The sequence below is a fragment of the Methanomassiliicoccales archaeon genome (assembly GCA_029907465.1).
Lineage (GTDB): Archaea > Thermoplasmatota > Thermoplasmata > Methanomassiliicoccales > JACIVX01 > JACIVX01.
Genome location: JARYLV010000011.1, coordinates 1 through 25,146, shown reverse-complemented (window position 1 = coordinate 25,146; position 25,146 = coordinate 1). Strand labels below are relative to the sequence as shown.

Below are 25,146 nucleotides of genomic sequence, written 5' to 3'. Positions count from 1 at the left end.
AACAAAAAAATTAAAAAAAGAAAATTGAAAGGAGTTTATTTCTTTCCGGCCTCAACGAGAAGTGCTACAGCGACCAGGAATATCGAGATCATCAGGAATATGAACGCGAATCCAGGGCTGTATGTTACGGCCTTCTCTACTGGGGTCTCGATGATGACTTCGGTGTTCTTGTCTAGTACAATGTTCTTCTCTACAAATCCCTGATCGAATGATGCATTAACTGTGTATATCCTCGCCGTACCTATACCGGCACTTGTCTGTACGAATCCGATTGCACATACACTGAAATAGCCATTGTCGTCTGTCGCACCTTCTCCGATAACATTTCCCTCCTCATCGTAGATAACAACCCAAACACCGCTCACTGGCAGACCGTCTTGATCAAGAGTCCTTACCGTGATCTTGTAGTAGATCGTCAGAACTGATGTGTCCTCCACCTTTGCTTTCTCAAAGACCACTTCAACGGCCGACGCTGTCGAGCCACCGGTCAGGTAGATGTCAAAGTCGCCCGCATCCAACACGACATTTCTGAGTTCTGCTGTCGAGGATGCAAGGAAGACTGCGTCATCGAGGACTTTGATCATACCACCGTTAATTGTAACGGTCGATTGAGAGGCATATATACCGTCGTACACAAAGATTGGGAGCGAAACGTTCCACAGCGTGCCATAGCTGTCATAATACGGTAGCACAAGTGTTGTCATCTCTATTGTGTCGCTGCATGTGATAGTCGATCTTACTGCGTAGATAGCGTACTGGAGCATTCCGTAAACATTGTCACTTGCGGTCACGGTCGAATCAACGGCGAAGATACCGTAGTGGTTGAACTGCATCTCAGCGATCATCTCAGGTGTGATCATCCAGTCTCCGAATATCGGAACCGATTCTCCAGATAGAATCAAAGGTGCGTAAGCTGACATGACATCAACGAGCGTTGAGTATCCGATTTGGTTATCCTGAACCGCAACATTGCTGTTCTTGACATAAATCTCGATTGGGTTGAACATGACAATGTTGTCGTGCAGTGCCCCGTTCACCTCAAGCAGGTAAATACCGGACGCCCAGTTCATTATGATCATGTTGTCAATAACGTTTGCCAGATTCGCTCCAACTGCGTATATACCGCGGTTGTTCATCGTGATAGTGCAGTCCTTGATCGATGGTGCTGCGTCTTCTCCTTCAATGAACACTCCGTCCATACCGTTATAGATGATCGTTGTACTCGAGATGACCGGTGAGCAGTTGTCTACGTGGATACCATTTCTCTGGTTATCTGAAATGACGCTTGATCTGATTTCAACAGTTGAACCTGGACCAAGATATAGCTCGTCCGCATTGTTGACATAGCTCGTATCCATATTCATCGTTCCGTAGACCTTGAAGGCGAAGTAATCACCTCCCATTTGTTTAATCCACGGCTCCCACCAGACGTACGATGTGATCTCCGAAGATACGACGTTCAATGTGCCGCCAGCTTCTACTGTGATCTGAGCGACACCGTCCTGATAATCACCGGCAAGGACAAGGCTCCAGACATTATCGAGCGTCAAAGTGCCACCATCGATGATGGTCAAATCACAATATAGCTCGACGTTGTTGTTTCTGACCACGGAGACGCTATCCACTATCCACTCCGCATATGCGTATACATATACACCATCGTACGCATTATCGGTATAGACCCCATTGTACACGATAACGGAGTATGACCAGTAGATATAGAGACCGTACTCCACATTTTCGATGACCGTATTGTTGCCGATAATTGCATCCTCGCAATACTCGAGGTACAGCCCACCACCGTTCTGGCTAAATATATTATTCTCGATGATCACTGACCAACACTCGTAGAAGTATGCTCCATCATACACATTCTCAGTAACTGCGTTGTCTGAGAACACCAGCATCTCAACATAATCGATATAGACTCCGACGAGGTTGCCGCTGATCGTGTTACTTGTGATATTAACGCTCGATGAATCATAGATGTACAGACCGTATGTGTCACCTGATTCGAGTCCGTTATTTGTCACCGCATTTTCCGATATGATGATGTCCCACGAGTATTCAACGACAATGCCATCACCGCAGGAATCGACCTCGTTACCCGATATGTTCACCGCCTCGCACGAGTCGATGTCAATCCCCGTCGCATATGCGCCGCCGATGATCTGATTGTCAACGACCTCGCCTGTCGAGTACATCAGTGAAATTCCGATTACCTCCGAATTCATGATCGTGTTCTGGCTAATAGACACATTGCCGGAATAGACCTCAATTCCATAGGCCGCATTCACTATCGTATTTCCTGAGATTTCTACAGCGAATGTGTCGAGCAACTCCGAATCTGACTCGACATAAACTCCTCCCGCATATTCTGAGTCCTCTGATGCAATCGTGTTACCGATGACTGAGCATGCGATCGCTAATTCGAAGTCATTCTCGTCATAGTCATTTGTGTCTACGTATGCGGATATCCAAATCCCATCTGCCCATTCAGACTCCGCAGTGCCCAGTTCATTGTTCTCGATGAGTACATTGAGGTCAAGGCCCACTTTTGCATTGCTTGTCAGATCGTAGTACGAATACTGGTAGAGAGAGACATCAACATACACCCAAATACCATCTGAGTTGAAATCCGTAACTTTGTTGTCAGTGATCTCAACTTGGGATTGAACATCAACTGCAGACTGCCCGTAATATGAGCCTGGGTACGATTCATAGCCTATCCCATAATCGACACTACCGTTTATCTCGTTCTGGGTGATGGAATATGTGTAAATGCTGGATACTTGTGGCGAATAATCCATTGCAAGAGAATGTGATTGAGCAGTTACCCAGTCGTAGACATAAATGCCGTACCCTATTGATGAATCCTCTGCGACCAGAATCTTGTTGCCGCTGATTATTGTGTCAACCTGAACAGAAGCGATGGCGTTACCCCAATATGCTTCCGCATCATTGCCCATGTAAATCGCGGCATAATAGGATTCCATGTCCGCCATTCCGCTCACTTCAATCTCATTTTCCAGAATACTGCATGTCCCAGTCATCAACACCTCTGGCTGTGAGAACACACTGATATAGTCTTGGACATAGGCGTACGTGTATACCTCGATCCCACAGCCGTTGTAACCCCACCATTCAACCAGTGGATAGGCTGAGATCTTGTTTGCAATGACATCAACAGTAAATGACATCTCGGTTGTGCCAGAGACTTCCACCTCGTTCGGCGGATAATAATAATCGAATTCCGCATATGCTTCGACATCTATGTAAATCCCATATACTGCATAAATTTCGTTGTTCGAGACGCTGAGCGATAGTGTAGCATTTTGTGTTCCCGCGTAGTTGTACACGCCAGAATAGATTCCGATGTAAATACCCTCATATGCGCCCTGGACCTTGTTCCCTTCTACGACGACCGTTGTTTCTGAGGTGCCTATTCCTGTACCGTCAGATTGTCCCTGTTCGACCTCAAAGTATATACCATCCCATATTGCCAATTCAGTCAAACTGGCGATCTCATTGCCCACAATCTCCACATTTGTTGAGGACTCAAAGTCTGCCTGAGAATATAGATCCAAATAGCAGATTATGCCAGAGACCCAATACTCAGTCGACAGTGCATCGATTTCGTTTTCTGAGATCGCGATGTCCGAAGATATCACCAGGCCATCCGTATCCGCAGACTGATCTACTTCAATACCATCAAAGTATTTGGGCAACTCAATTGAATTCCCAACGATTTGCACACTTGAGACTACACTAACAGCAGCGTACGAATAAACGTAGAAACCCGAATAGATGACCGAGTACTCGATTAAGGACAACATCCCCAATGTTGGCTCTCCTACGAAGACATTCTCCGTGATGCTTTCTTCGATCGCGATGTCCCATACGGAGCTATCATCAACTTCTATATACGTGCCTATTGCAATGCCGCCGCTGTTCTCACCGACATTCTGAGCGATGCTTCTTGTTGCCTTATATTCGACGATCTCATTGAGGCCATCGTCATCATATACTTCGCTCACGATCAGAACTGACACGGAATTGATCTCGGTGAATCTGTTGTTTGTCACTGAAATAACATCTTCGCCACCCCATTGAGGATCTGATACAAAGGCCACAGCAACCGCACCGAAGTACGAGAATGTGGAATCTGCGACGTCCGCGTTCACTGTCCCATTGTCTGCATATGCTATTAGCCCTGCCTCTACGAAACCTCCGTAAACATGGCTCATGCTAATGTTGTTGACAGATAGGCTGACGTCTCCATTGAAGGAATTAAACACTGCTCCTGAAAGCACATGACTGATTGAGCTGTCTAACATTGAGGCTTCGATGTCATTCTTTGAGAAAACCATAAGGCCGTATCCACCCATGGTCATTCTGGTCAAGTAGATGCTCCTGTAATCAGCATCATAAACATTTGGAATCCAAATGTCGTTAAGTGTCCCATAGAAACCAGGAGCTCTTACTCCGTAATCATTTGAATAATCGCTGTAATTCAACGAATTCATTTCAGCATAAATGAACTGTATGTCGCCATTAGAATACAACACCGCCTCGAATGTGTCCGTGAGAGGATATTCGCCGCTCTTGTAGACCCACCACTGGATGACAATCATGTCATCGTCATAGATCTTATAGCTCATATACGGCCAAGTAACAAAGTTGAAGTTATCCTGGCAGGGAACGATGAGATTTCCACCTGTTGAATCAAGATCGATCGGGAAACTGCCTGTGTAGGGGGATCCAACCGAGATGTACCCATTTCTATATACGTACAGGTCTGTGTAGCTGCTCGTCCCAAACGGGAACTCAAATGGCAGCGATATGTACATACTCGATGATGTTGTATAATTGCTTCCGGGATTAATGATCGCGTATTCGTAATCAATCTCCTTTGGGTAATATACAGCGTAATTGGGAGCTCCCTCGTTGTTTATTTCGGTTCCCTGCATATCCAGAGACGCTTGTCCGTCGGCGTAGGCATATATTGAGATGAGATAATTGTCAACGAAAACAGAATCGGTGATGATGATACTTACATTTCCGCCCGCCTCAAGGTCCATTCCAGTCATACCGCCGCTGACTATGGTATCTGCGATCTCAGCATTCAAGTCCGCCTCGTTCGACTCCGCGAATACACCAGTCCCAAAATCAGCGTTCTCGATACTGACATATGCCAAGTTAAGGTACACATTGCCAGTCGCTGAGTTCGCAATGAGCGCGTACTGGGTGTTGTCTGCGAGTGAAACGTCGGAAAGCACCACACTGACGTCGCCTTCATCGGCATATGCTGCAACGCCCACGGCGTTCTCAAACACATCCGATATCGAGAGGCCAAGGTCCACGGCTTCCAATCCCTCTACCTGGAGGCCTGTTTCACCGCAAAGTCCAATCGACGAAGATTCGACGACGGCTTTAACAGCTCCGTTGGCCGCGTAAATCAAAACACCGTGCTGGTAACATGCACTCGCCAACAAGTTGTTGATGCTTGCCTCGATATCGCCACCAGTCGAGTAAACGATCACCCCAGAACTCAGATTCGAGTTGACCACCTCAGTATCGGCGATCGTCACATCGATCCACCCAGTCGCCTGCACCACAATGCCTGAATTAACATTGGAAACATGGCATCCCGAAATCGAAACCGTTGCATTTCCGCCGTTGACCAAGAACATCATCGCGACGCCGTTAATCGTCTGGACGTTCAACCCGGATACCTCGACATCCAGGTCAGAATCCGTTTCCCACCACAATCCGTTATCGAGAGCGTCGGAAATCAGGGTATCGGAAATCGTAACGTAACCGCCGTTCACACTGACTGCAACGAGAGTGTACTCAATAATTGCATTAGAAAGGACCGAGTCAGTACTGGTTGATGTAAAGATAAGACCTCCCCAGTATGTCGTATTTGCCGAGAAAAGAATCGGTTCATCGGGTGTACCCTGAGCGACTAACTTCCCACTAATCGTCAGTGTGTTGAACGCATCCGCCAAAACAGTGACGTTCTTTTCAATGGTCAATGTCGCTCCAGACTTCACCTCTATCGATGCATTCAGGATGTAGGGGCTACCAGCTTCGTCCCAGGTTGTGTCGGTGGTGATGTCTTCGTAAACGTAGGTGGGTCCCGCCGCGCTTGCATTCCCACTGTTCAGAATAAGAAACAGTGCGAATAAGAAAACAAGTGCACCGAGATACACCAGCGTTCGTTTTCCCAGAACGTGAGCTATGGCAGGCTCACGTTCATTTATATCGTCTGAACTCATAGTATTTCACCCCAAAGACTGTTCAAATCCTTCCTCCCTGTTATAAGGATTTATATGTAGTATTGGAGTTTCTTTATTTAAAGGTTGTCGGATTCCACTTCAATGCTGGAACATCCCTAAACGGGACAATTATCTTGGAGTATTGTTCAAGGACCTGTGGTATCTGGCTTGATCGCATAGTTTAACTTCGCTTTTCGATCTTGATATCGAGAAGAAAATCAAACCCTCGAGTCATATCTGGAATGTCGAAAGAATGATTTCGGACTTGAAAGTTATTGAGAATGAAGATATTCCATTTTTTTTCCAGATCGTTTTCTGAAATGATCTTATACGACATCCACGATCTATGATCCTCACAATACCAGCAATTGAGTCGTCTCATTCATTCCTATTTCCCGTCTCGGGTCTTGCATCTCACAAGAGAAGAGAAGTAAGGCCGCCACGAAATTCCGTATCATAAGGGGACTGCGGGGCAAAATTTCTATCCCAATCAACTGTTGCATATTCATGCACAAAGTAACAGAGGTCTCAATGGAAATCGACGTTCTTGCCGAGAATAGGAGGATTGCTGCCGAAAATCACCGACTACTTAGAAGCAAGGGGATACGATCAATCGATGTCATGGGGTCAATTGGATCGGGAAAGACTGCATTGATCGAAAGAATCGCCTTAGAGCTTATCAAGAGTGGCAAGAGACCAGCGGCAATCGCTGGAGACGTCGCAGGCCAGGACGATTACGATCGGTTCCGGGCACTTGATATCCCCGCAGTCAATATCAATACCGGCAAAGAATGCCACCTTGATGCACACCTAGTCGGTCACGCACTCGAAAAGTTGGACCTTGATTCAATCGATTTTCTCTTAATTGAAAACGTTGGAAACCTTGTCTGTCCTGCGGATTTTCCACTGGGCACCGATAAGAGGCTAGTCATTATTTCCGTCACTGAAGGAGACGACATGGTGAGAAAGCATCCTATGATTTTTTCAGTAGCGGACGTAGCCGCACTCAATAAAATAGATCTGGTTCCCTATCTCACGGTTGACCCGCAAAGGATCCTGAGTGATTATCAGAGAATTAAGAAAAATGCTGTCCTTCATCTCATTAGCGTCAAAACGGGAGAGGGGCTAGAAGAGCTGATGAGAGATCTCGGAATTGAGCTCTGAGCATTGATTTAGTTGACAGCGAAATCTCGACATTGGGATTTGTCGCCTAAAACGCTCTAAGGAGGAAATGCATCAGGTCCAGATCCTTATAACGCGTTTCAATTGTGTTTCCAGATGAGTTCTTGATCCGTTATGTTATCCTCACTAAATCATATTTATATGCACCAAAACCTTTCTCATACTCGGGATCAATAATGAGAGTCCTTTCGGTCGGTGGAGGAGGAAGAGAGCACGCAATTGTGCGAGCGCTCGTCGATGGTGGAGCTGAGGTTTACGCCGCGATGAGCAACAGAAATCCAGGAATAGCGAAAATTTGTAGGGAATTTAAGCTGGTCAAGGAAATTGATTTTGAAACAATCACTGAGTTCGCCGTCGACGCAGGAGTCGAAATGGCGGTTATTGGACCCGAAGCACCCCTCGATGTTGGCCTCGTCGATGCGCTTTCCCGACAGGGCATTGGGTGCGTGGGGCCGAACAAGGCTGCTGCAAGAATTGAGACGTCAAAGCAGTTTATGAGAAACCTCATGAAAAAATATGAAATTCCAGGGAATGTCTATTTTAAAGCGTTCAATGATTTTGAACAGGCAAGAAAGTTTGCAATTGATTGTGATAAACAACTTGCTGTCAAGCCCATTGGACTAACGGGCGGCAAAGGTGTAAAGATCGAGGGGGAACACCTGAAGGACAAAAACGAAGTGATTGATTATATCAGGGAGATTTTTGATAAAAAAATTGGTGGAGTCGGCGTCGTTCTCGAGGAGCGACTGGAAGGTGAGGAGTTCACACTCCAGTCATTTGTCGATGGACGTACGGTGGTTCCAATGCCAATAGTACAGGACCATAAGAGGGCGTACGAGGGAGACTCGGGGCCAAACACTGGGGGCATGGGTTCATACTCAATGGAGGATCACCGCTTGCCTTTCATGACAGCTGAGGATTTTGACAAAGCGATGGAAATCATGAAAAAGACCGTCAGTGCGATGAGGGACGAGGGGTGCCCTTACGTTGGATTCCTCTACGGCCAATTCATGCTCACACCCGAAGGGCCAAAGATCATTGAATTCAATGCACGTCTGGGAGATCCAGAAGCGATGAATGTTCTCCCGTTACTTAAAAACAATTTCGTTGATATATGCGCCGCAATTGTCGACAGGAATTTATCACAATCGAAGGTCACATTTGAACACAAAGCAACGGTATGCAAATATGTGGTGCCCGAGGGTTACGGCACGAAGCCTAAGAGCGGTCTGAAGATAACGGTCGATGAAGACGCCGTGAAACGCGAGGGCGCTCAATTATTTTACGCGTCTGTCAACGAGGACAATGGCGTGATCACAACGACGACCTCAAGGGCAATTGCAGTTGTGGGTATAGATGACACCGTAGGAGGGGCTGAAGCGCAATGTGAGCGCGGCCTGAAGCACATTTCCGGTGAAGCTATCTATGTGCGCCATGACATCGGAAAAAAAGAGCTCATTCAGAAAAGGATCGAACACATGAACAAGTTACGCAACCAAACATAATCGTATTTAAACGATGTCGCCCATTTCTGGAATATGAAGAATCTGGAAGAGATTGCCGATCGAATACAGTATAAGCTCGATGAAAAAGACGCTGTAAGGGAAGTAGCGATTAAATCATCAAGGGCGATCATCAGAATTTCGACTGGCATCGTCCATTCTATTCATAGGCGGGAGGATGTCAAAGAGGCATTGGCTGAAGCGAAGGAGGAGGTTCACCGCCTGAGGAGTCTCCTCGAAGATCACCCCGATATTTGGAACTCAGGTCTAGTTGAAGATGCGATGGCCGAAATGGCCGAAGCTTCAATACTTATGGCGATAGTCAATGACGAGGCCATTCCAGATCCCGAAGAGCTGAACATCACATCGACTTCCTATCTTCTCGGTCTCGCCGATGTTATTGGCGAACTGCGACGCTTCGCACTCGAGGCACTGAGAAAAGATGAGACAGAGAAGGCGGTGAAATACCTCGATATGATGGAGGATCTGTTTCTCGTTCTCATGCGCTTCGATTATCCAGATGCGATTGTTCCGATAAGGAGGAAGCAAGACGTCGCACGATCGCTACTCGAAAAGACGAGAGGAGAGGTCGCTGTTGCGGTGAGTTCCAAACGTCTTCAGGAGAAATTAGAGGATTTTCAAAGGCATCTGGACACCCGATGAAGTTGAGGAAATGTCGTAGATCGAGGAGAGCTAGGAGAGACATTCTGAAGAATGTGATAAAGGGAATCAATCACATCGATTTCAGAAATTCCTCTTTATTGCCTCCGTAATTTTCTCTTTCGGTACGACGCCAACAATTTGATCTACGACTTCCCCATCCTTGAAGAAGAGTAATGTTGGAATCGCCATGATCCTGAATCGTCTCACGAGCTCGGGATTTTGATCGGTGTTCATTTTGCCGAAGACGATCTTTCCCGAATACTCGGCTGCAAGTTTCTCAAAAATCGGAGCGAGCATTCTGCAAGGACCGCACCACTCGGCCCAGCAATCAACGATGAGCTTGGAATTCTCCTTTCTGATCTGTTCAAAATTGCCATCCGTGATCTCGATGAGATTTTCACCCATGAACTCGCCCTATCATGAATCGCATATATAAATCGTCTCAAATTTGCAGTCGTTTCGGCAGATTTTTTCATGATTTGGGACAGCTCTAGAACGTGATAAAAATTCGATCAACCACATGTGATGAGAAAACGCATAAAGTCTAGGTTTAACGCTTCATCCTTCTTCTCTTCGGACGCCGGTATACCAAATAGCTCGAAAATATTGATAAAAGGAGGATACCAACGAGCAGCGCGTTGACAAGCCCATAGTCGGTCTTTCCAACGAAAATTGTCGCCGTAAATGTGGTGCCACCGGTATCGAGTTTGACAAGAGAATTTCCTGGATCAATTGACACCGTGATGACGTGCTCCCCGGGCTTCATGTAGGGGTCGGTCCAGTTATAAACAATTGTCTTTGATGTCTTCGGATCGAGGTTTATCGTTGTTTCATAAATCTTCGACCCATCTGCATAAATCGCAACGGGGATATTCTTTACTGACATGTTCCCGTCGTTCACCACAGTTGCTGTGATGACAACTGGAACGAGAACCTTTATCGGAAAGTCTTTCGTGACCTTCTCGACAAGCGTCCCGTTGGCAGAAACTGAAGAGACATTTATGCGCAGAACCATGTCCTGAGCTTTCGGGGGCGCGGTCACATTGACTCTAAAAAGACCAGTTGGCGATTTTCCATTGGTAGGGATGACCTTTGCCTCTGCCGGTGATGGTCCGATTAATTTCGCCGTAAAACTAAAATTTCCTCCAGGTTCCTCTCCAGGGCCCCCAATGACCCTTATCACATATTCAGATTTCTCACCAGTAGCGATACAACTTCTGCCATCGACAGAGACGTATATGGGATCATAAGAGGCGGCACTGATACTCGTGAGTGGATAAATGAGAAGAACAAGGATTGACATAAATGCGATCGCAATCAGCGCTTTCTTCGTCTGAACACCCCCCTATGTATACCCATGAGGATGAACACCACAAATGCCGCCAAAGCAGCACCTGCAAGAGCGATAGTCTCAACAGGAATCGCTGCTGGTTCAAAATACACGTTTTCCCCGCCGATCTTCACACCATCTGAAGGCAAAAGGACCACAGGTAGTGGGGGCTTCACTGTCAGCAATGCATATGCATTTGGGGCTTTCTGAGATTCAGCTGAGATAATGACCTCAATATTCGGATTGGGGTTCTCCCGTGTTGGTGTCAGAAGGAGATCGAAATACTTGACTTTTCCAGCCAGCAAAGTAACGGTAAGATTATCAACAGGATTTTCGTCACCGAGTCTCAGCTCTGCGTTCCAACCCAGCTCAGCGAGCGCAACTCGATTTGCAACAGTGATGTCAATCGTGTCCTCATCGTTTCCGTTGTTCTCGAGTTTTATACTGTAAGAATACGGCGTCCCGTTTACCTGATAGGGCTTGTCGAACTTGAGATTTAGACTGTAGTATGGAAGGATGATCGCGTCTATTGATACTGAATCCTGTACTGATGCGTTGTTAGTTGAGGTTGCAGTGATCTTGATCGGCTGATGCGAGACGTAAACGCCCGCCGAGGGTGTGATGCATACCGTGACCAGCTGAGAGTTATAATAGCCGAAGTCGACGCTAACCGTGTCCTGAGAAAACACCACGTTCCAGTTCGCTGCTTGAGCTTGGAGTTTGAAGGTATCAGGCACATTTCCTTTGTTGATGATCCTAATATTGTAAACGGCTGTCTGGCCAGCTCCAAGCGCTGTTTTCTCAGCCTCATTCCACTGGAGGTCGACGCCCCTTTTAACTATTTTTTCCATTGTGATCGCACGACTCACATCAGTAATCAAATCGATCGATGTGTTTGCGTAATAATTAACGAGGACCCCTTTTTCCATTCCAGAAGAAGTGAACTTCACACCATATCTGCCCGATGGGAGGACAATTTCAAACGACCCTGAAGGAGAGGAAATTGCACTTAATTTTGCTCCATCAATTGATGTGATCTCGATCGTCGCATTGCCAGGGGTATAACCTTTTAGAGTTTCACCGGCAAACCGGAATCCAGGTAACAGAGTGAGATTAAACGTCTTGTTTGTTTGCGGCGGTACGCTGATAACACCGAGGAATACGCCCTGTCCTCCGACTTGTCTTGCGTAAACGCTGTAATTTCCGGGCGCTACCGATACTGCGTATGAACCGATCTCAGATGTAGTTACAGTGCTCATTGCTGTGGAAGACATCGAGATGAAATCTATTGTCGCTGGCACCAAAGATCCGCTTGAATCGGAAATCGATCCACTAAGGGTCGCATTATCATAAGCGCGCTCCAACACAACGATGACAACCGCTGAAGAAGGAACGACCAATGATGTGTTACCAGTATACCGTACATACCGCATGTCTAAGCCGATTCTCGTCTTCGTGTGGTAGTCGACCTCCGCTGTATAGTTTCCATATGGCAATATAGCTTCAAAGATGCCGGTAACATAAGAATCGACCCTCATCGTGGCACCAGCATCATTTCTGATTGTGACAGGAACGACATAAGAGAAGGGCGATCCTTCAAAATATATCGACCCTCTGACCGTTTTTGCAATAGATGTTGTGAGATTTAATGGCGAGGCGGATGCATCGATATAGATGCGATCGAAAAACGCATAATCAGCAATTGCCTGGTCGTTAAGTGCGTAGACACTATACTCACCTTCTGCAAGATAAAGATCAAAATTCTTGTATGTCGTGATCGTTCTTTCCTCAGGTCCGCTGAAGGTTATCTTTGTCGCGCCGGTTCTTTCGGGATAAAGTGAACCGTAAACTCTCACCCTCTTCACAAGGTCAATGCGCAACGGGGCGGGATCGGCGCCTATAATAACATCTATTGATGAGCTGTACTGGTATTTCGTTGCATTGCTACCTGAAGAAACGTTCTGGTCGACAACCACCTCGTAGTCTCCCGGTTGGAGTGAGATCGAGAAAGCACCTGATGAGCCGCTATTAGCCGTGAAAACGCTCCCAGTGGAAGAAACAAATTTTACCGCAATGCCAGCAACTGGTGTCGACTCATAATAAACGGTACCGGTAATTGTGCGGTTGAGGGGGACGAGTTTCACATCGATCGAGGTCGATGATTCGATAAGTGGGAAACTCAATACGTTGGACGCGTATCCCTCTTTGCTTATTGATAGATCATATGAATTACCTGAGGGCACAACAAAGGAAAAACCACCGAGTGAGTCGCTTGTCGCTTCGATCACCCTGCCGTTGCGATCCTGCAACTTCAATTTCACTCCCGAGATCTGCTCACCCGAGTCCATGACTGCATTGTTGTTTGCGTCATACCAAGTCACACCAGAAATTGAGGCGGCAGAAGACAGTACCAGATTCATGCGCCTCGATGAGTCGAAATATATGTCACCCCAGTATGCCTTTTCGTTTCCCTTGATATAGACAAAGTATGTGCCCTGAGGGATAATGATCTTCGCCAGACCAGTTGCATTTGTTACTGCCTCTAAAGTCGCGCCGTTGGCCCTCGATCGCATCAGAATCTCCGCATTACTCACAGATCCCATTGAATCAGAGACATGAAGGTCGATGATGTTTGCCGGCATGAGCCTGATATTGTAATTCATCGCAGAGTTGGAAGAATTCAAGGCGGCGAGAGAGACATATGTCTCACCGTTCTGGATTACTAAACAGAACACGCTGTAATTCCCGATCGGCAGCGTGACATCGTAAATTCCTTTTGAATCACTCTTCGTCCAGAATTCACCTGTTTCAGAGACAAATGATATTGTTGCATTGGAAACAACCGAACTTCCAATTATAACGCGACCCGAAACTTTCATCGAACCGTAAACCGTGAGACTGGTCGTCTTGTTTTCGCCTTCTGCAAGACTTATTTCATCTGGCACAACTGTATAGGAGGTGTCGCGCGTTTTCAAGAGATAATGACCTGAAAGCAAAGATCCAACTGAAAAGTGGCCGTTTGAATCTGTTGTTGCAATAATCTCTTTTCCACTGGTTGTGTCAATAATCTGCAAGCTAAGTCCCGATGCCGCCTTACCCTCGGCAGAAGTCGCTGTACCGCTAAGCGAGGATGGTTTCAATCCGATATCCTTTGTGATATTACCCATCGGGCGCAGATCTACCTGGATATGACCAAAAGAGTGGTTGTCGAGTACAGCATAGATGGTCGAGTTCATTGGTGGCAAGCCGTAGAGTCCGTAGCCAACCGCATTCGAGATAGTTTCGTATCGAAGCCCTCTACTCTCATTTTCAACGATCACTCTTGCCCCTTCGATGATCGTATCAGTTCCAGAAGTGTAGGCCCCATCGCCATCCATATCCCAGTATACTTTCCCCTTAACAGCACTACCTTGGACGATCGCATTCTTTGTCAGGTAGTAATCCCACTTCCCATCATTGTCCGCATCGATCTTCTTCCTCATCGCCTGATCGTAGCTCACATTGAAGGTCGTCCTACTCAGTTCAGTTGCAATCTGCGTCCTCAAATCAAGATCTCCGTAAGAGAAAACAAGTGTGACTTTACCGAATGGAACTATAACCTCGTAATGCCCGTCCGCATCAGTCTTCACCGTCTGATGCGGAATACCATATTCATCAAGGACCGTGACCCAGAGGTCAGGGTATGGCAACCCGCTGTTGGTCGTCACCGTTCCGTCGACGATGGCTCCATCATAATACTGGAGAAACACAACACCCTGTAGCAGGGCGTTCGCGCTCGCATCCACCGTTCCTTGCAGTTCGCCACGCTCAATTTTCTCACGGAGTTCGATTGCTTCATCGTAGCTAACTGCACGCCATGCATTGGAATGGTTCTTTACCTGATCTGGAGGGAATGGGTTATAATACGCGGTTCGATAGACCATTCTGAAATGTGTCATGTTCCAGCCCTGCATAGGAGGGTAGCTCGCTAAAGTGCCGGTAAGACCGGGTAATCCCTGGCTCGTCTCACCTATGTCATATGGTCCATAACCCATGAAGGCGCGATAAAGCATGCTGTTGTAGAACATCTCCTTGTAAACGATCTGGTAGCTGACGATCGTCATGTCTGAGGTGACGTTCGCAAGATCGTGGATTCCGCCCTCGCTGTCGATCGCCTTAATCTCGAAAAAGTCAATCGGGGAATTAGAGATCGTGTCGATTCTATAATCAGCCAATTTTGCAGGCGCGTAGAAAATGTTTGCACTCAGGGCCGTGAACGGGAATAATCTGCTGTCAATGGCGAAATAGGAAATGTCCACCCCTGTCAACTGGCGGAGCTCGTTATAGATCTTGACAAGATTCTCAAGGCCAGCCTTTGAAAGTTCCACACTCGCAGCAGAATACTTTGCGTTAGCGGGACTCAAATCAGCATCCCTAGGACCGTAGATTTCAGGATGATTCTTGACCACTTCAACATACCTATCTGGATTCACCATAATGTCCCGCAATTTCGTGTAGTCGACGCCATGATCGACGAGCACTTGAGCGATTGTTTCGTTTTCAAGTCCCGTCTTCTCGAGAATTCTAACAACGAAAAGCGCGACCGCAACCGTCTCATTTTGAGACATGATGAAGTTGCCAGCGAACTGGTAAGCGTTCTGGAAGTTATCAGCAACGGTTGGATGCTGTCCCGCCTGGATGGCCTCGAAACCATAGTCCCACCACGATAGAAAAGCAGGTCTCGCAGAAGCTGGGAGGACGTCTGAATCAACCGTCCTAAACCAGCTCCATGCTGCAGGCCAATACTGCGTCGGCAGTGGCATGCTGTATGTGAAGGCTCCGAAATACCAGTTTGATCCATTGATTGCATCATAACTTGAAGGTTTAGCAAAGTTCGGCATGATGTCATAGACCTGCTTGTCGTACTGTGCTTTCAGCTCGGAGGGGATTGCTGCGTCTGTTGCCCCCCAGGCATTTGGAAGGACAATGAGAAATGCAAGAAAGAATGCCGCAAATATGTGTCTGATTTTGATCGCCCGTCGCAGGAGGCTGAAAAACCCTATTCCCGCGCTGGCGGAGAAGGCGCGCGAAATGTCCGAAAACCTAACACTCTCGATAATCAATGCGAGAACCCATCCGCTCGTGACTGCGAATGCAGGACTCGCGTTAAACATGAATCTTGCCGCCATTACCGCCATAAACATCGAGATGGTAGTCCATATAACGATGAACACAAAATATGCCGCGACGTTCCTTCTAATCTTAATCGCGGCAATCACAACCCCTGCAAATGATAGCCAGAAGGTGACCGCACCGAAGGACAGGGCAAGGTCGGAGAAACTTGGTGCCTGCGCTTCAGAAATCGTCGAGTAAAGTTTGCTCTTGACGAAGTATCCCTGGCCCGTTATGATCGCCTCGAAAATACTCGGTGCCAAAACGGACAAGACGAGAAGTGATATTGCCGCAAGAAGTGTAAAAGAGGGGAGAACGAGGGTCCACGGATAGTCCCTCGTCGTGACGAAAATCACGCCGACGATGGCTGCAGCAGCAAAGAGATAAAATGGGACATCAAACCAGACTTCCCAGTAATTCATCTGGTAATAAACAGGCGCCATTATGGCAAAGGCTACAAGAAGAGTGACGATAATGGTGATCAAGACGCCCATAGAATCAGTGTTCCGAAATCGATTGATCAGAATTTGCACGAGGAAATAAGCAAGAATTATGATGAGGAGGTATGCGTACCCTGTCCAGATCATACCCACTGCGGCAAGTGAGATACCAGCGAGTGCCGCGTATATCGTTGATACCCAGTTCTTACGGAAATAATCAACAATTCCTGTGCGAATCGATTTAAAACTCCTCCAGTTTTCAACCCACCGATCGCCCTGGATTGCCTTAAGAGAGGTCAACAAAAAGTAGAATGAGCATACCCCAAAGAATAGGACCATTGGGTCGTGATCCGCGAAGGAGAGGACGCTACGGGTAATATGACCAGGCATAATTGCGAAGAGGAAGGCCGCAATAATCCCCGCCTTCTTACCGAAAGCCGTCCGCCCGATCAAATAGACAGGCACAACAGTCAGGGCACCCCATATCGCCGTTGAGAAAATGAGGGAATACCCAACTGCATCCGCTATAGCAATACCAGTTAATGCAGAGATGAGCATCCCCGACACAGCGATGGACCAATCGTAGAGCGGTGGACGTGGATTCCTCATTCCCATCGGATAATTGAGAAGCGGATCGTTAACGAGATGCGTACCTGTCGATGTGACATGATCAATTACTCTTTGATGGTAATACGAGTCCGAACCGCCTGATACAAGGAACCCATTTTCGACGGAAAGAGAGTAGCCAAAATAACTCCGCATGAAAAGGGCGATCAAAAAAATCATCAATAGTACGACAACAGTCTGCCAGTTCTTTCCAAGCCACGAATCGCCAAAGCGAGATTTCAAACTACTCAATGACCTGAACGGATTTCTTGAGACGAGGCCTGCTCTGCCTTCTTCTCGCCACTCCATCTCAGAGTCTCCCCGATAAAATCGTGCGAAGTCGATAACACACCCACTATAAATAATTGTCCACATCCATACTTGAATATATCATTATCTGGATATCTTATCAGACGCACGCGATCGATCGTTTCCTAGGCGGCTCGCGATTTCATCGCAGATCGCCTCTGCGGCATCGCGTGGCTTTGAGCTCTTGTAAATTGAGCGCCCGACAATAACATAATCAGCACCCATCGAAATCGCGTCTCCTGCACTCCCGCCCTGCGCGCCAACACCAGGTGCAAGTATGAGAAGATCACCCACGATCCTCCTGATCGTTTTGATGCGATCCAACCTCGTCGCAGGTGCTATCACGCCAGAGGCCCCGCAATCTACTGCGAGGGCCGCAAGCCTCTCCGCGACAGGCGCGGTGAATTCCTTTCCACCAGGATGACTCATTTCTGTGACGACAAAAATGTCAGCAGATTCCCCTGCAGACTGAACTGCCTCACGAACAGAGTCATGACCCACAAATCCGTGCACAATAATTCCTGAGGCGCCTAGATCAACTGCTTTTTCAACAATCAGCCTTACGGTGTTGGGGATATCAGCGACCTTGAAATCACAGATAACATCACACAATTCTGAGATCTCACTGATGATTGAAGGAGAAGAATGAAGAACAAGAGGCCAATTGATCTTAATTGCATCAGCGATGTCGCTGAGCTCTTCAGCAATTTTCAGCGCTCTTTCTCTGTCAGTCTCGTCTAGGGCGACTATCAGTCTCGTGTTCTTCTTCATTCTGCTCACCTGGAAACTGTTCTTCTAGCCATTTAACTAAAATCTTCAGGATTTTTCTTAAAAGGTACTCATACATTCCATCGATTTAATTCCTTTTAGATTTGGTCAAGATTTCTAACGCAATCTCAGATAGACCCTCAAATCATTGAAGTCGAGTCTACAGGATTATATGAAAATCTCTGAATTTAAATAAGTAAAACGGTCAAATTGCTAAAACGGTAGTCTTTTCCAGCGAGAGAAAGATTTAAGACTCGAAAGCTCTGCGCCTTTTGATGAAATTAAAGTCGTTAGGGGCCGGTTCAAGGTACGTTGGCCCATTACCAGAAGGTTGCAGGATTTGCAAAGAAGGCGCAAAGCTGGTCTTATTGGTCACTGGCAAATGTAACGCGTCATGCTATTACTGTCCCCTATCGTTGAAAAAGAAGGGGCGCGACGTCATTTATGCAAATGAACTGAAGGTAAGAAGAAGGGAGGATGTTATCGAGGAGGCAAAGCTCATCGATGCCGAGGGCACAGGTATCACTGGTGGGGATCCTTTACTCGTCCTCGAGCGGACGCTTGAATTTATTTCGATGCTAAAAGATGAATTCGGCCAGGACCATCATATTCATCTTTACACGGCCACAATTGACCGGGAGGCATTTGATGCGCTCGAGAGCGCAGGTCTCGACGAATTGCGCATCCATCCGGATATATCCCTCTGGGACAAAATGGGAGACACAGGAATTGAAAGGGCCATTGAGTCGAAGAAGATGAAGATTGGGCTCGAGATACCAGCGCTACCCGATAAAAAAGATGAAATCATTTCGCTCGTGACTTACGCGGACAGTCTCGGCATGGATTTTATCAACATCAATGAGCTCGAATTCTCCGAAACAAACTGGAAGAGACTTAAAATGAGGGGATTTACAGTCAAAGACGATCTTTCAAGTGCAATTGATGGGAGCGAGCAACTCGCACTCGAGATACTCAAACTTGATCTTTCGATTCCCCGCCACTACTGTTCATCAAGCTTCAAGGACCGCATTCAGTTGAGAAACAGGATCAGGCGAAGGGCGAAAAACGTTGCACGGCCCGGCGATATCATAACAGGAGATGGGACGTTGTTGAAAGGTATCGTAGAGGGCAAGGATCTATCTAAAATCAGAGAGATGCTCCTAGACGTCTTTGAAGTACCAGATGATCTCATTCACATCGATATGGAGAAGAAAAGGGTCGAGGTCGCTCCGTGGGTTCTTGAAGAGATCTCAACTTCATTACCCTACGACTGTTATATCGTTGAAGAATACCCAACGGCGGACAGGCTTGAGGTTGAAAGAGAGAGGCTCCCCTCTAGATCTAAGCTACACTGATGCTCTGTATGTTGTGATGCCTGTTGACTATATCCCTTGCGATCTTTAGATTCTTCCCGTTCTTCCCGATCGCCCTTCCTTTAACCTTCGGATCGACCGTCACAGTTGCATGGATGATATTTCCACGATTTTCAATTTTAACGCTCTGCACATTGTAATTGTAAAATACGTTCCTGATGAATTCCTCGGGCTCATCAGAATACTCAATCACCTGAATGTTCTTGCCAGTCGCATTCTTCATCCTTATAACGTTTTCGCCACCCTTTCCAACTGCCTTATTTGCCTGACCGGGGTTGACAACAAAAACAAGTTTGTCTTCTGTTTCGAGGCAGTCCCTGACTCTCGTCTTCGTGATACTCTCAAAAAGTGAGATGTATCGGAGAGTCTCCTCAGTAAGAGTGATCTCTGGCATGACAATCACAACGAAAGAATATTTGAAGCCCCCTTATCAATGACGGCGAGTGCCGCTACTGAAAAGGGTTTCCCACATAGTGCACCGAGCTCAATATTCGTCCCATCAAATCGGTAGACCTTGACGCCATGATTTCCAGATACGAGGAACTCGCTCGGGCAGTTCTTTGCGATGATGACCAGCTTCGCCTCTCCTTTCTTGACTGCCTTTTCTGTTCTCTGTGTCCCAAACACCACCTTTCCGGTCGATGCCGCAGTTTTCAACGCTCTTCCCAAATCTATCATTTATTCGCCTCCCTGCGCACCGGCACATAAACTAGATTAACAGCTCCTGTGCCAAGAGTAACTGGTTGCCCTACTATAATATTTTCTGCTACACCGTCTAAGTGGTCAACTTCTCCTGTGATAGCGGCGTGTAGCAAATGCGTCGCGGTAATCTCAAAGGCTGCTCTTGCAAGAACGCTCGACTTTCTACCGGAGATACCGTGTCTGCCGATCGCCTTCACGTCGCCGTCATGAGTCATCAGGTCCGCCACGAGCATGATATGCCTGATATCGACGGTCAGACCCTGCTCTTCTAATGTTCGCGAGGCTTCGTTGATAATCGCGTTCCTAGCTGCCTCTATCCCCAACACTTCGTATATCTCCTGAATGCAGTTCGTCGTGGTCCTGGTCCGATCGACGCCCTCGATCTTGAGGACTTCCTGCAGGTTTGACCCCTCAGTGTAAATCACATACTCATCTCCGCTCTTTCGCAGGATCGCACGTTTAATGTTATCGATCCCTTTTATCTTGCACTCCTTGACTGTATCCACAATATTCTGCAATTTCTTGAAAGAAGGTTCATCGGACGTGATCACAATCTTACCATCCACAATCTCCGCAAGGCCTTTGATTGCACGGAGTTTCTGGAGCTGCGCATAGACATCGTCAAGAGTAATCTCCTTCTGTATCATTTTCCTCTCATCAGGATGCACGATCACTTTCATGTTGATGATATCCGTCTCGATGTCAGCAATGTCGAGTAGAATGGTCGCTTCAATTTCCGTTGCGATCTTCCTAACCCGTTCGACGTCGTTCCTGATCTTCGGATCGATGTGGATCTCCATCATGGGTGTGCTTGGGATTCTCCTCGCGTCAACGATTTCGATGAGCCTCGGAAGACCTAGGGTGACGTTAATCTCGGCAACACCTGCATAGTGAAAAGTACGCATCGTCATTTGTGTACCTGGCTCCCCGATACTCTGTGCTGCAACGATTCCTGCAGATTCGTGCGGGTCCATCAGATGTTGCTCGTATTTTTCATGAGCTCTCTGGAGGATTTTCCTCAGGGTCTCATCTGGGACGTCGATCCCTTCTAGCCGCTCAGAAATATCGATAATAACACGCAACGGGACGTCGATGTCCATTTCTTCTGCTAGTTTGAGCATTTTTGATTGTAGTTCTGTCAAGGGCTTCGATTTAATAGGTATATAGATCTCCGTTTTGCTTTCCTTAATCTCTTGAGGCTTCTCCTCCTTTTTCTCCGCCTTTTGAGCTATCTTTTTCGCCAACTTTTGAACAGGCTTACCTCCGACCTTGGCCAGAATGTTCGCTGCCTCGTCGTCGGTGAAGCCGAGCGATGCAATTTCCTTGGCGCTTGCTGATGCAATTTCGCTGATTGACTTGTACTTCGAAACGAGCTTTGAAATCGCTTCCTCGCTGAGACCTCTCCGCTTGAGTGCATTGATCGTGTCCTTCAGCGCCACTTACTCCTCACCTCCGGCTTCGAACTCTGGCTCCTCATACTCCTCTTCTTCCTCGACTTCCATCAGATCCTTCTCAATCGTCGCATATCCGCCGACCTTCTTCTCCTCGATTTTCGCCAGCAACTCAGCTTCATCTCCGAGCACTTCGATCAAGAGATCATCGACATCGATTGGGCTGCCCTGTACACTTCTCGATGGATCTATGCCATCTTCTCCATACCTGAACTGGATGATCATGTCCGCGGTATTCCTCACGGTGCCATCCTGTTTCAACTTGAGATCCTCGAGCGCGTTGATAAGACGGCGCTGCATGTAACCCGATCGCGATGTACGAACGGCTGTGTCGACGAGACCCTCACGACCACCCATACTGTGGAAAAAGAATTCAGTTGGCGTCAGACCGCTCTTATAGGAATTGACAACGAATCCCTTTGCTCTCGCACCGAGATCGCCCTTTTTGAAGTGCGGCAGAGTCCTATTCCAATATCCTCTCGAAAGCCTCTCTCCTCTGACCGCCTGCTGACCGATGCAACCAGCCATCTGGCTCAGGTTGAGCATCGAACCTCGTGCTCCAGATCGTGCCATAATCACGGCGGAGTTCTCGAGACCGAGATGCCTTGACGCAATCTGCCCCGCTTCGTCCCTCGCCCTTCCTAAGACCTTCATGACCTCAACTTCAAGGGTTTCTTCGAGAGACCTTCCTGGAAGCTGTTCGAGAATGCCCTCACGGTACGCAGTCACGAGTTCATCGACCTTCTTTGCCGCGTCCTGAAGCACCTCCTCAATCTGTCTCTTCGCCTCCTCAGGGATATCCTCATCATCAATTCCTGTCGTAAATCCACGTACCATGATTGCGCCGATTGCAAGTCGCGTCAGGTTGTCAATAAACGTACGCGCGACATCTGAGCCGTAATCCCTGGCGATCTTGTCGATAATTTTGCCCTTGAAAGCGCCGATCGCTTTTTCATCTATCGTGCCGCATAAGAGTGTGCCATTTCTGATTTTCACGTAGGCGTCGAGATCGCATTTTTCTTTAAGACATTCGGGGCATTTCCTGCAAATCGACGCCCTAAACGTCATCCTAAGGTCATCTGGCAATATCAGTGAGAACAGTTGCTTTCCCGTCCAATATTTTTTGCCTTCTTCGACAATAGGTTCTGGGAGAGGCTTATGATCAACTTTTGAAAGGATGAAGAGTGTTTCGCTCAGTGTGAACTTCGAATCCTTATGAGTGAGGAGGAAGCTACCAGTGATGTGGTCGTGGATAGCACCAATAATCGGACCCCCAAACCTCGGTGAGAGGATGTGTTCCTGAACTTTCATGAGGATGAGGGCTTCTGCTCTCGCCTCATCGCTTTGCAAAACGTGGAGATTCATCTCATCCCCATCGAAATCCGCGTTGTACGGTGGACAGACACAGAGATTGAGCCTAAATGTCTTCCATGGCATGACTTTGACCGTATGTGCCATCATCGACATTCTGTGAAGCGAAGGCTGCCTGTTGAAGAGGACGATATCACCATCAACGAGGTGCCTTTCCACAACAAAACCAATATCGAGAGTCTCGGCAACACTCTCCGCATTTTTCTCCGTTACCCTGATCCTCCTGCCATCGGGCCGAATCACGTAGTTAACACCTGGTAGGTATTTTGAACCTTGTGGATTCGGACCCCGCTTGACCATTTCCCTCAGTGTTTCGATGTTGTACTTTGTCACATAGACGGGGACAGTCAGTTCCCTCGCAGCTTCGACAGGGACACCGACCTCGTTGATCGAGAGGGAGGGGTCAGGTGATATGACAGTACGAGCGGAAAAATTGACCCTCTTTCCCGAAAGGTTTGACCTAAACCTTCCCTCTTTTCCTTTAAGCCGCTGAACGAGGGTCTTCAACGGCCTTCCCGAGCGGTGCCTCGCCGGGGGGATTCCTGAGGTCTGATTGTCGAAATAAGTCGTTACATGATACTGCAAAAGCTCCCAGAGGTCTTCGACAATGAGTTGCGGTGCCCCAGCGTCCCTGTTCTCCCTCAGACGCTGGTTGATCCTCAATACATCAACGAGTTTATGCGTCAAATCGTCCTCTGAACGGTCACCTGATTCTAGCGTTATCGACGGCCTCACAGTGACAGGGGGGACAGGGAGTGCGGTGAGGATCATCCATTCAGGTCTGCATGCTTTGGGATCGATGCCCAACGGTATCAAGTCTTCATCCGGGATCCTTTCGAGACGTTCCCGAACCTCTTTTGGGGTGAGCTTATGTCCGTTTTCCCTAAAAGTCGTCGGTTTATCAAGTGTAATTTTCAATTGCTCGGCACCGCAGTGCGGGCAGACAGGTTTTGAAGCCGCATCTTTGGCTGTTTCCTTTGAGACCATGCGAACCTCGATCGCATCGCCGCCAAGCGTTTCGAGCGACTCCATCGCCTCCCTGTACTCTCTAGCTTGATCCTCAGTCAGGAGAAGGCGCCCGCAGGACCTACAGGTTGATTGCAAGAGCTTCTTAATTTCCTTAACGAAACCAACATGAATTACTGGCATCGCAAGGTCGATGTGACCGAAGTGCCCTGGGCACTCGTCAGCTTTATGCCCGCATGTCTTGCAGCGCAGACCGGGCTCGATGACGCCCAGATGAGGATCCATCAATCCCATTTCGATGGGGAATCCGTCATCGTCATAGGTGTCGGCCGTGATGATTTTCGTCGCTGACATCCGCCGAATTTCATCTGGCGATAACACTGCAAACTTGATCGCCCCTATCCTTTTGGAGACACCTCGCATCATCTTAAATCCTCCAATTGAAGGCGCATTACAACGCCCAACGAAAGAAGTTCATCGAGCAGCAATTTGAATGCATATGAGGTCTGGACAAGACTGATATTCGTGTTATTACCGCAAACAGGACATCTCAGCACACCGCGCCTGTCCATGATCGCGATATGCCCGCAGTTCGGGTTCCCACAAACATACTGGAATGTGCCATCAGATTCGTCGAGCAATCGATCCTTGATCACCATTGCCGCGCCGTGACCTATCAGACAGTCCCTCTCCATTTCACCAAATCTGAGACCACCCTGTCTCGAGCGACCTTCAGTCGGTTGTCGGGTTAAAATTTGGACAGGTCCGCGACTGCGCACGTGGAGCTTCCCAGATACCATGTGGTGCAATTTCTGATAATAGATCACACCGATGAAAATGTCCGCACCGATTTTCCGACCAGACATACCATCGTACATGACTTCCTTTCCGGTATGCTTGAACCCGCACCTCACGAGCGCTTCACGCAATGATTGCTCTTTCTCCCCGCTGAATGGCGTGCCGTCGATCATCCGGCATTCCATTGCGCCGACTTTGCCACCGATCATCTCGAGGACATGGGCAACAGTCATCCTCGATGGAATCGCGTGCG

Annotated in this window: 14 protein-coding genes; 4 read left to right on the top strand and 10 right to left on the bottom strand. The window is 47.7% G+C overall.

Annotated elements, in window-relative coordinates; translation table 11 throughout:
- Positions 1-35: 35 nt before the first annotated feature.
- Positions 36-6,281, bottom strand: coding sequence for a right-handed parallel beta-helix repeat-containing protein (locus tag QHH00_05395; GenBank protein MDH7508817.1), 6,246 nt, complete (start codon positions 6,279-6,281; stop codon positions 36-38).
- A 507-nt stretch (positions 6,282-6,788) separates the two neighbouring features.
- On the opposite strand from QHH00_05395, the gene hypB reads away from it, so the two are divergent.
- From hypB to QHH00_05380, 3 genes are all read left to right on the top strand, one after another.
- Positions 6,789-7,445: a hydrogenase nickel incorporation protein HypB gene (hypB, locus tag QHH00_05390; GenBank protein MDH7508816.1), complete on the top strand. Its 657-nt coding sequence runs from the start codon at positions 6,789-6,791 to the stop codon at positions 7,443-7,445.
- Between the two features lie 194 nt (positions 7,446-7,639).
- On the top strand, positions 7,640-8,968 hold the full coding sequence (gene purD / locus QHH00_05385) for a phosphoribosylamine--glycine ligase (GenBank protein MDH7508815.1): 1,329 nt from the start codon (positions 7,640-7,642) through the stop codon (positions 8,966-8,968).
- A 33-nt stretch (positions 8,969-9,001) separates the two neighbouring features.
- Positions 9,002-9,628 (top strand): hypothetical protein, encoded by a 627-nt coding sequence (locus tag QHH00_05380; protein ID MDH7508814.1) that lies wholly within the window; start codon positions 9,002-9,004, stop codon positions 9,626-9,628.
- Between the two features lie 81 nt (positions 9,629-9,709).
- Here the strand turns inward: QHH00_05380 and trxA are convergent, their stop codons facing one another.
- The 4 genes from trxA to pyrF form a co-directional block, all read right to left on the bottom strand.
- Positions 9,710-10,033: a thioredoxin gene (trxA, locus tag QHH00_05375; GenBank protein ID MDH7508813.1), complete on the bottom strand. Its 324-nt coding sequence runs from the start codon at positions 10,031-10,033 to the stop codon at positions 9,710-9,712.
- Between the two features lie 145 nt (positions 10,034-10,178).
- A complete protein-coding gene (locus QHH00_05370) occupies positions 10,179-10,931 on the bottom strand; it encodes a CARDB domain-containing protein (protein ID MDH7508812.1) in 753 nt (250 codons plus the stop codon).
- 14 nt (positions 10,932-10,945) lie between these two features.
- Entirely contained in the window at positions 10,946-17,464 is a 6,519-nt protein-coding gene (locus QHH00_05365) for an STT3 domain-containing protein (protein ID MDH7508811.1), read from the bottom strand.
- 84 nt (positions 17,465-17,548) lie between these two features.
- Complete coding sequence (gene pyrF, locus QHH00_05360) at positions 17,549-18,235, bottom strand: orotidine-5'-phosphate decarboxylase (GenBank protein ID MDH7508810.1); 687 nt, start codon at positions 18,233-18,235, stop codon at positions 17,549-17,551.
- A 272-nt stretch (positions 18,236-18,507) separates the two neighbouring features.
- Here pyrF and QHH00_05355 point away from each other — a divergent pair, with 272 nt between their 5' ends.
- The gene (locus tag QHH00_05355; protein MDH7508809.1) at positions 18,508-19,587 is read left to right on the top strand and encodes a radical SAM protein; all 1,080 of its coding nucleotides are present in this window, start codon (positions 18,508-18,510) and stop codon (positions 19,585-19,587) included.
- Here QHH00_05355 and QHH00_05350 read toward each other — a convergent pair.
- From QHH00_05350 to QHH00_05330, 5 genes are all read right to left on the bottom strand, one after another.
- Positions 19,574-19,999: a NusA-like transcription termination signal-binding factor gene (locus QHH00_05350; protein MDH7508808.1), complete on the bottom strand. Its 426-nt coding sequence runs from the start codon at positions 19,997-19,999 to the stop codon at positions 19,574-19,576. The genes QHH00_05355 and QHH00_05350 overlap by 14 nt on opposite strands.
- A 5-nt stretch (positions 20,000-20,004) precedes the next feature.
- Complete coding sequence (locus QHH00_05345) at positions 20,005-20,283, bottom strand: 50S ribosomal protein L30e (GenBank protein ID MDH7508807.1); 279 nt, start codon at positions 20,281-20,283, stop codon at positions 20,005-20,007.
- Positions 20,280-21,746, bottom strand: a complete 1,467-nt coding sequence (rpoA2, locus tag QHH00_05340) for a DNA-directed RNA polymerase subunit A'' (GenBank protein MDH7508806.1) — start codon at positions 21,744-21,746, stop codon at positions 20,280-20,282. Before rpoA2 ends, QHH00_05345 begins: the two co-directional genes overlap by 4 nt.
- The gene (locus QHH00_05335) at positions 21,747-24,521 is read right to left on the bottom strand and encodes a DNA-directed RNA polymerase subunit A' (protein MDH7508805.1); all 2,775 of its coding nucleotides are present in this window, start codon (positions 24,519-24,521) and stop codon (positions 21,747-21,749) included.
- The coding region (locus QHH00_05330) for a DNA-directed RNA polymerase subunit B (protein ID MDH7508804.1) at positions 24,518-25,146 on the bottom strand (629 nt) is incomplete at its 5' end. The genes QHH00_05335 and QHH00_05330, both read right to left, overlap by 4 nt.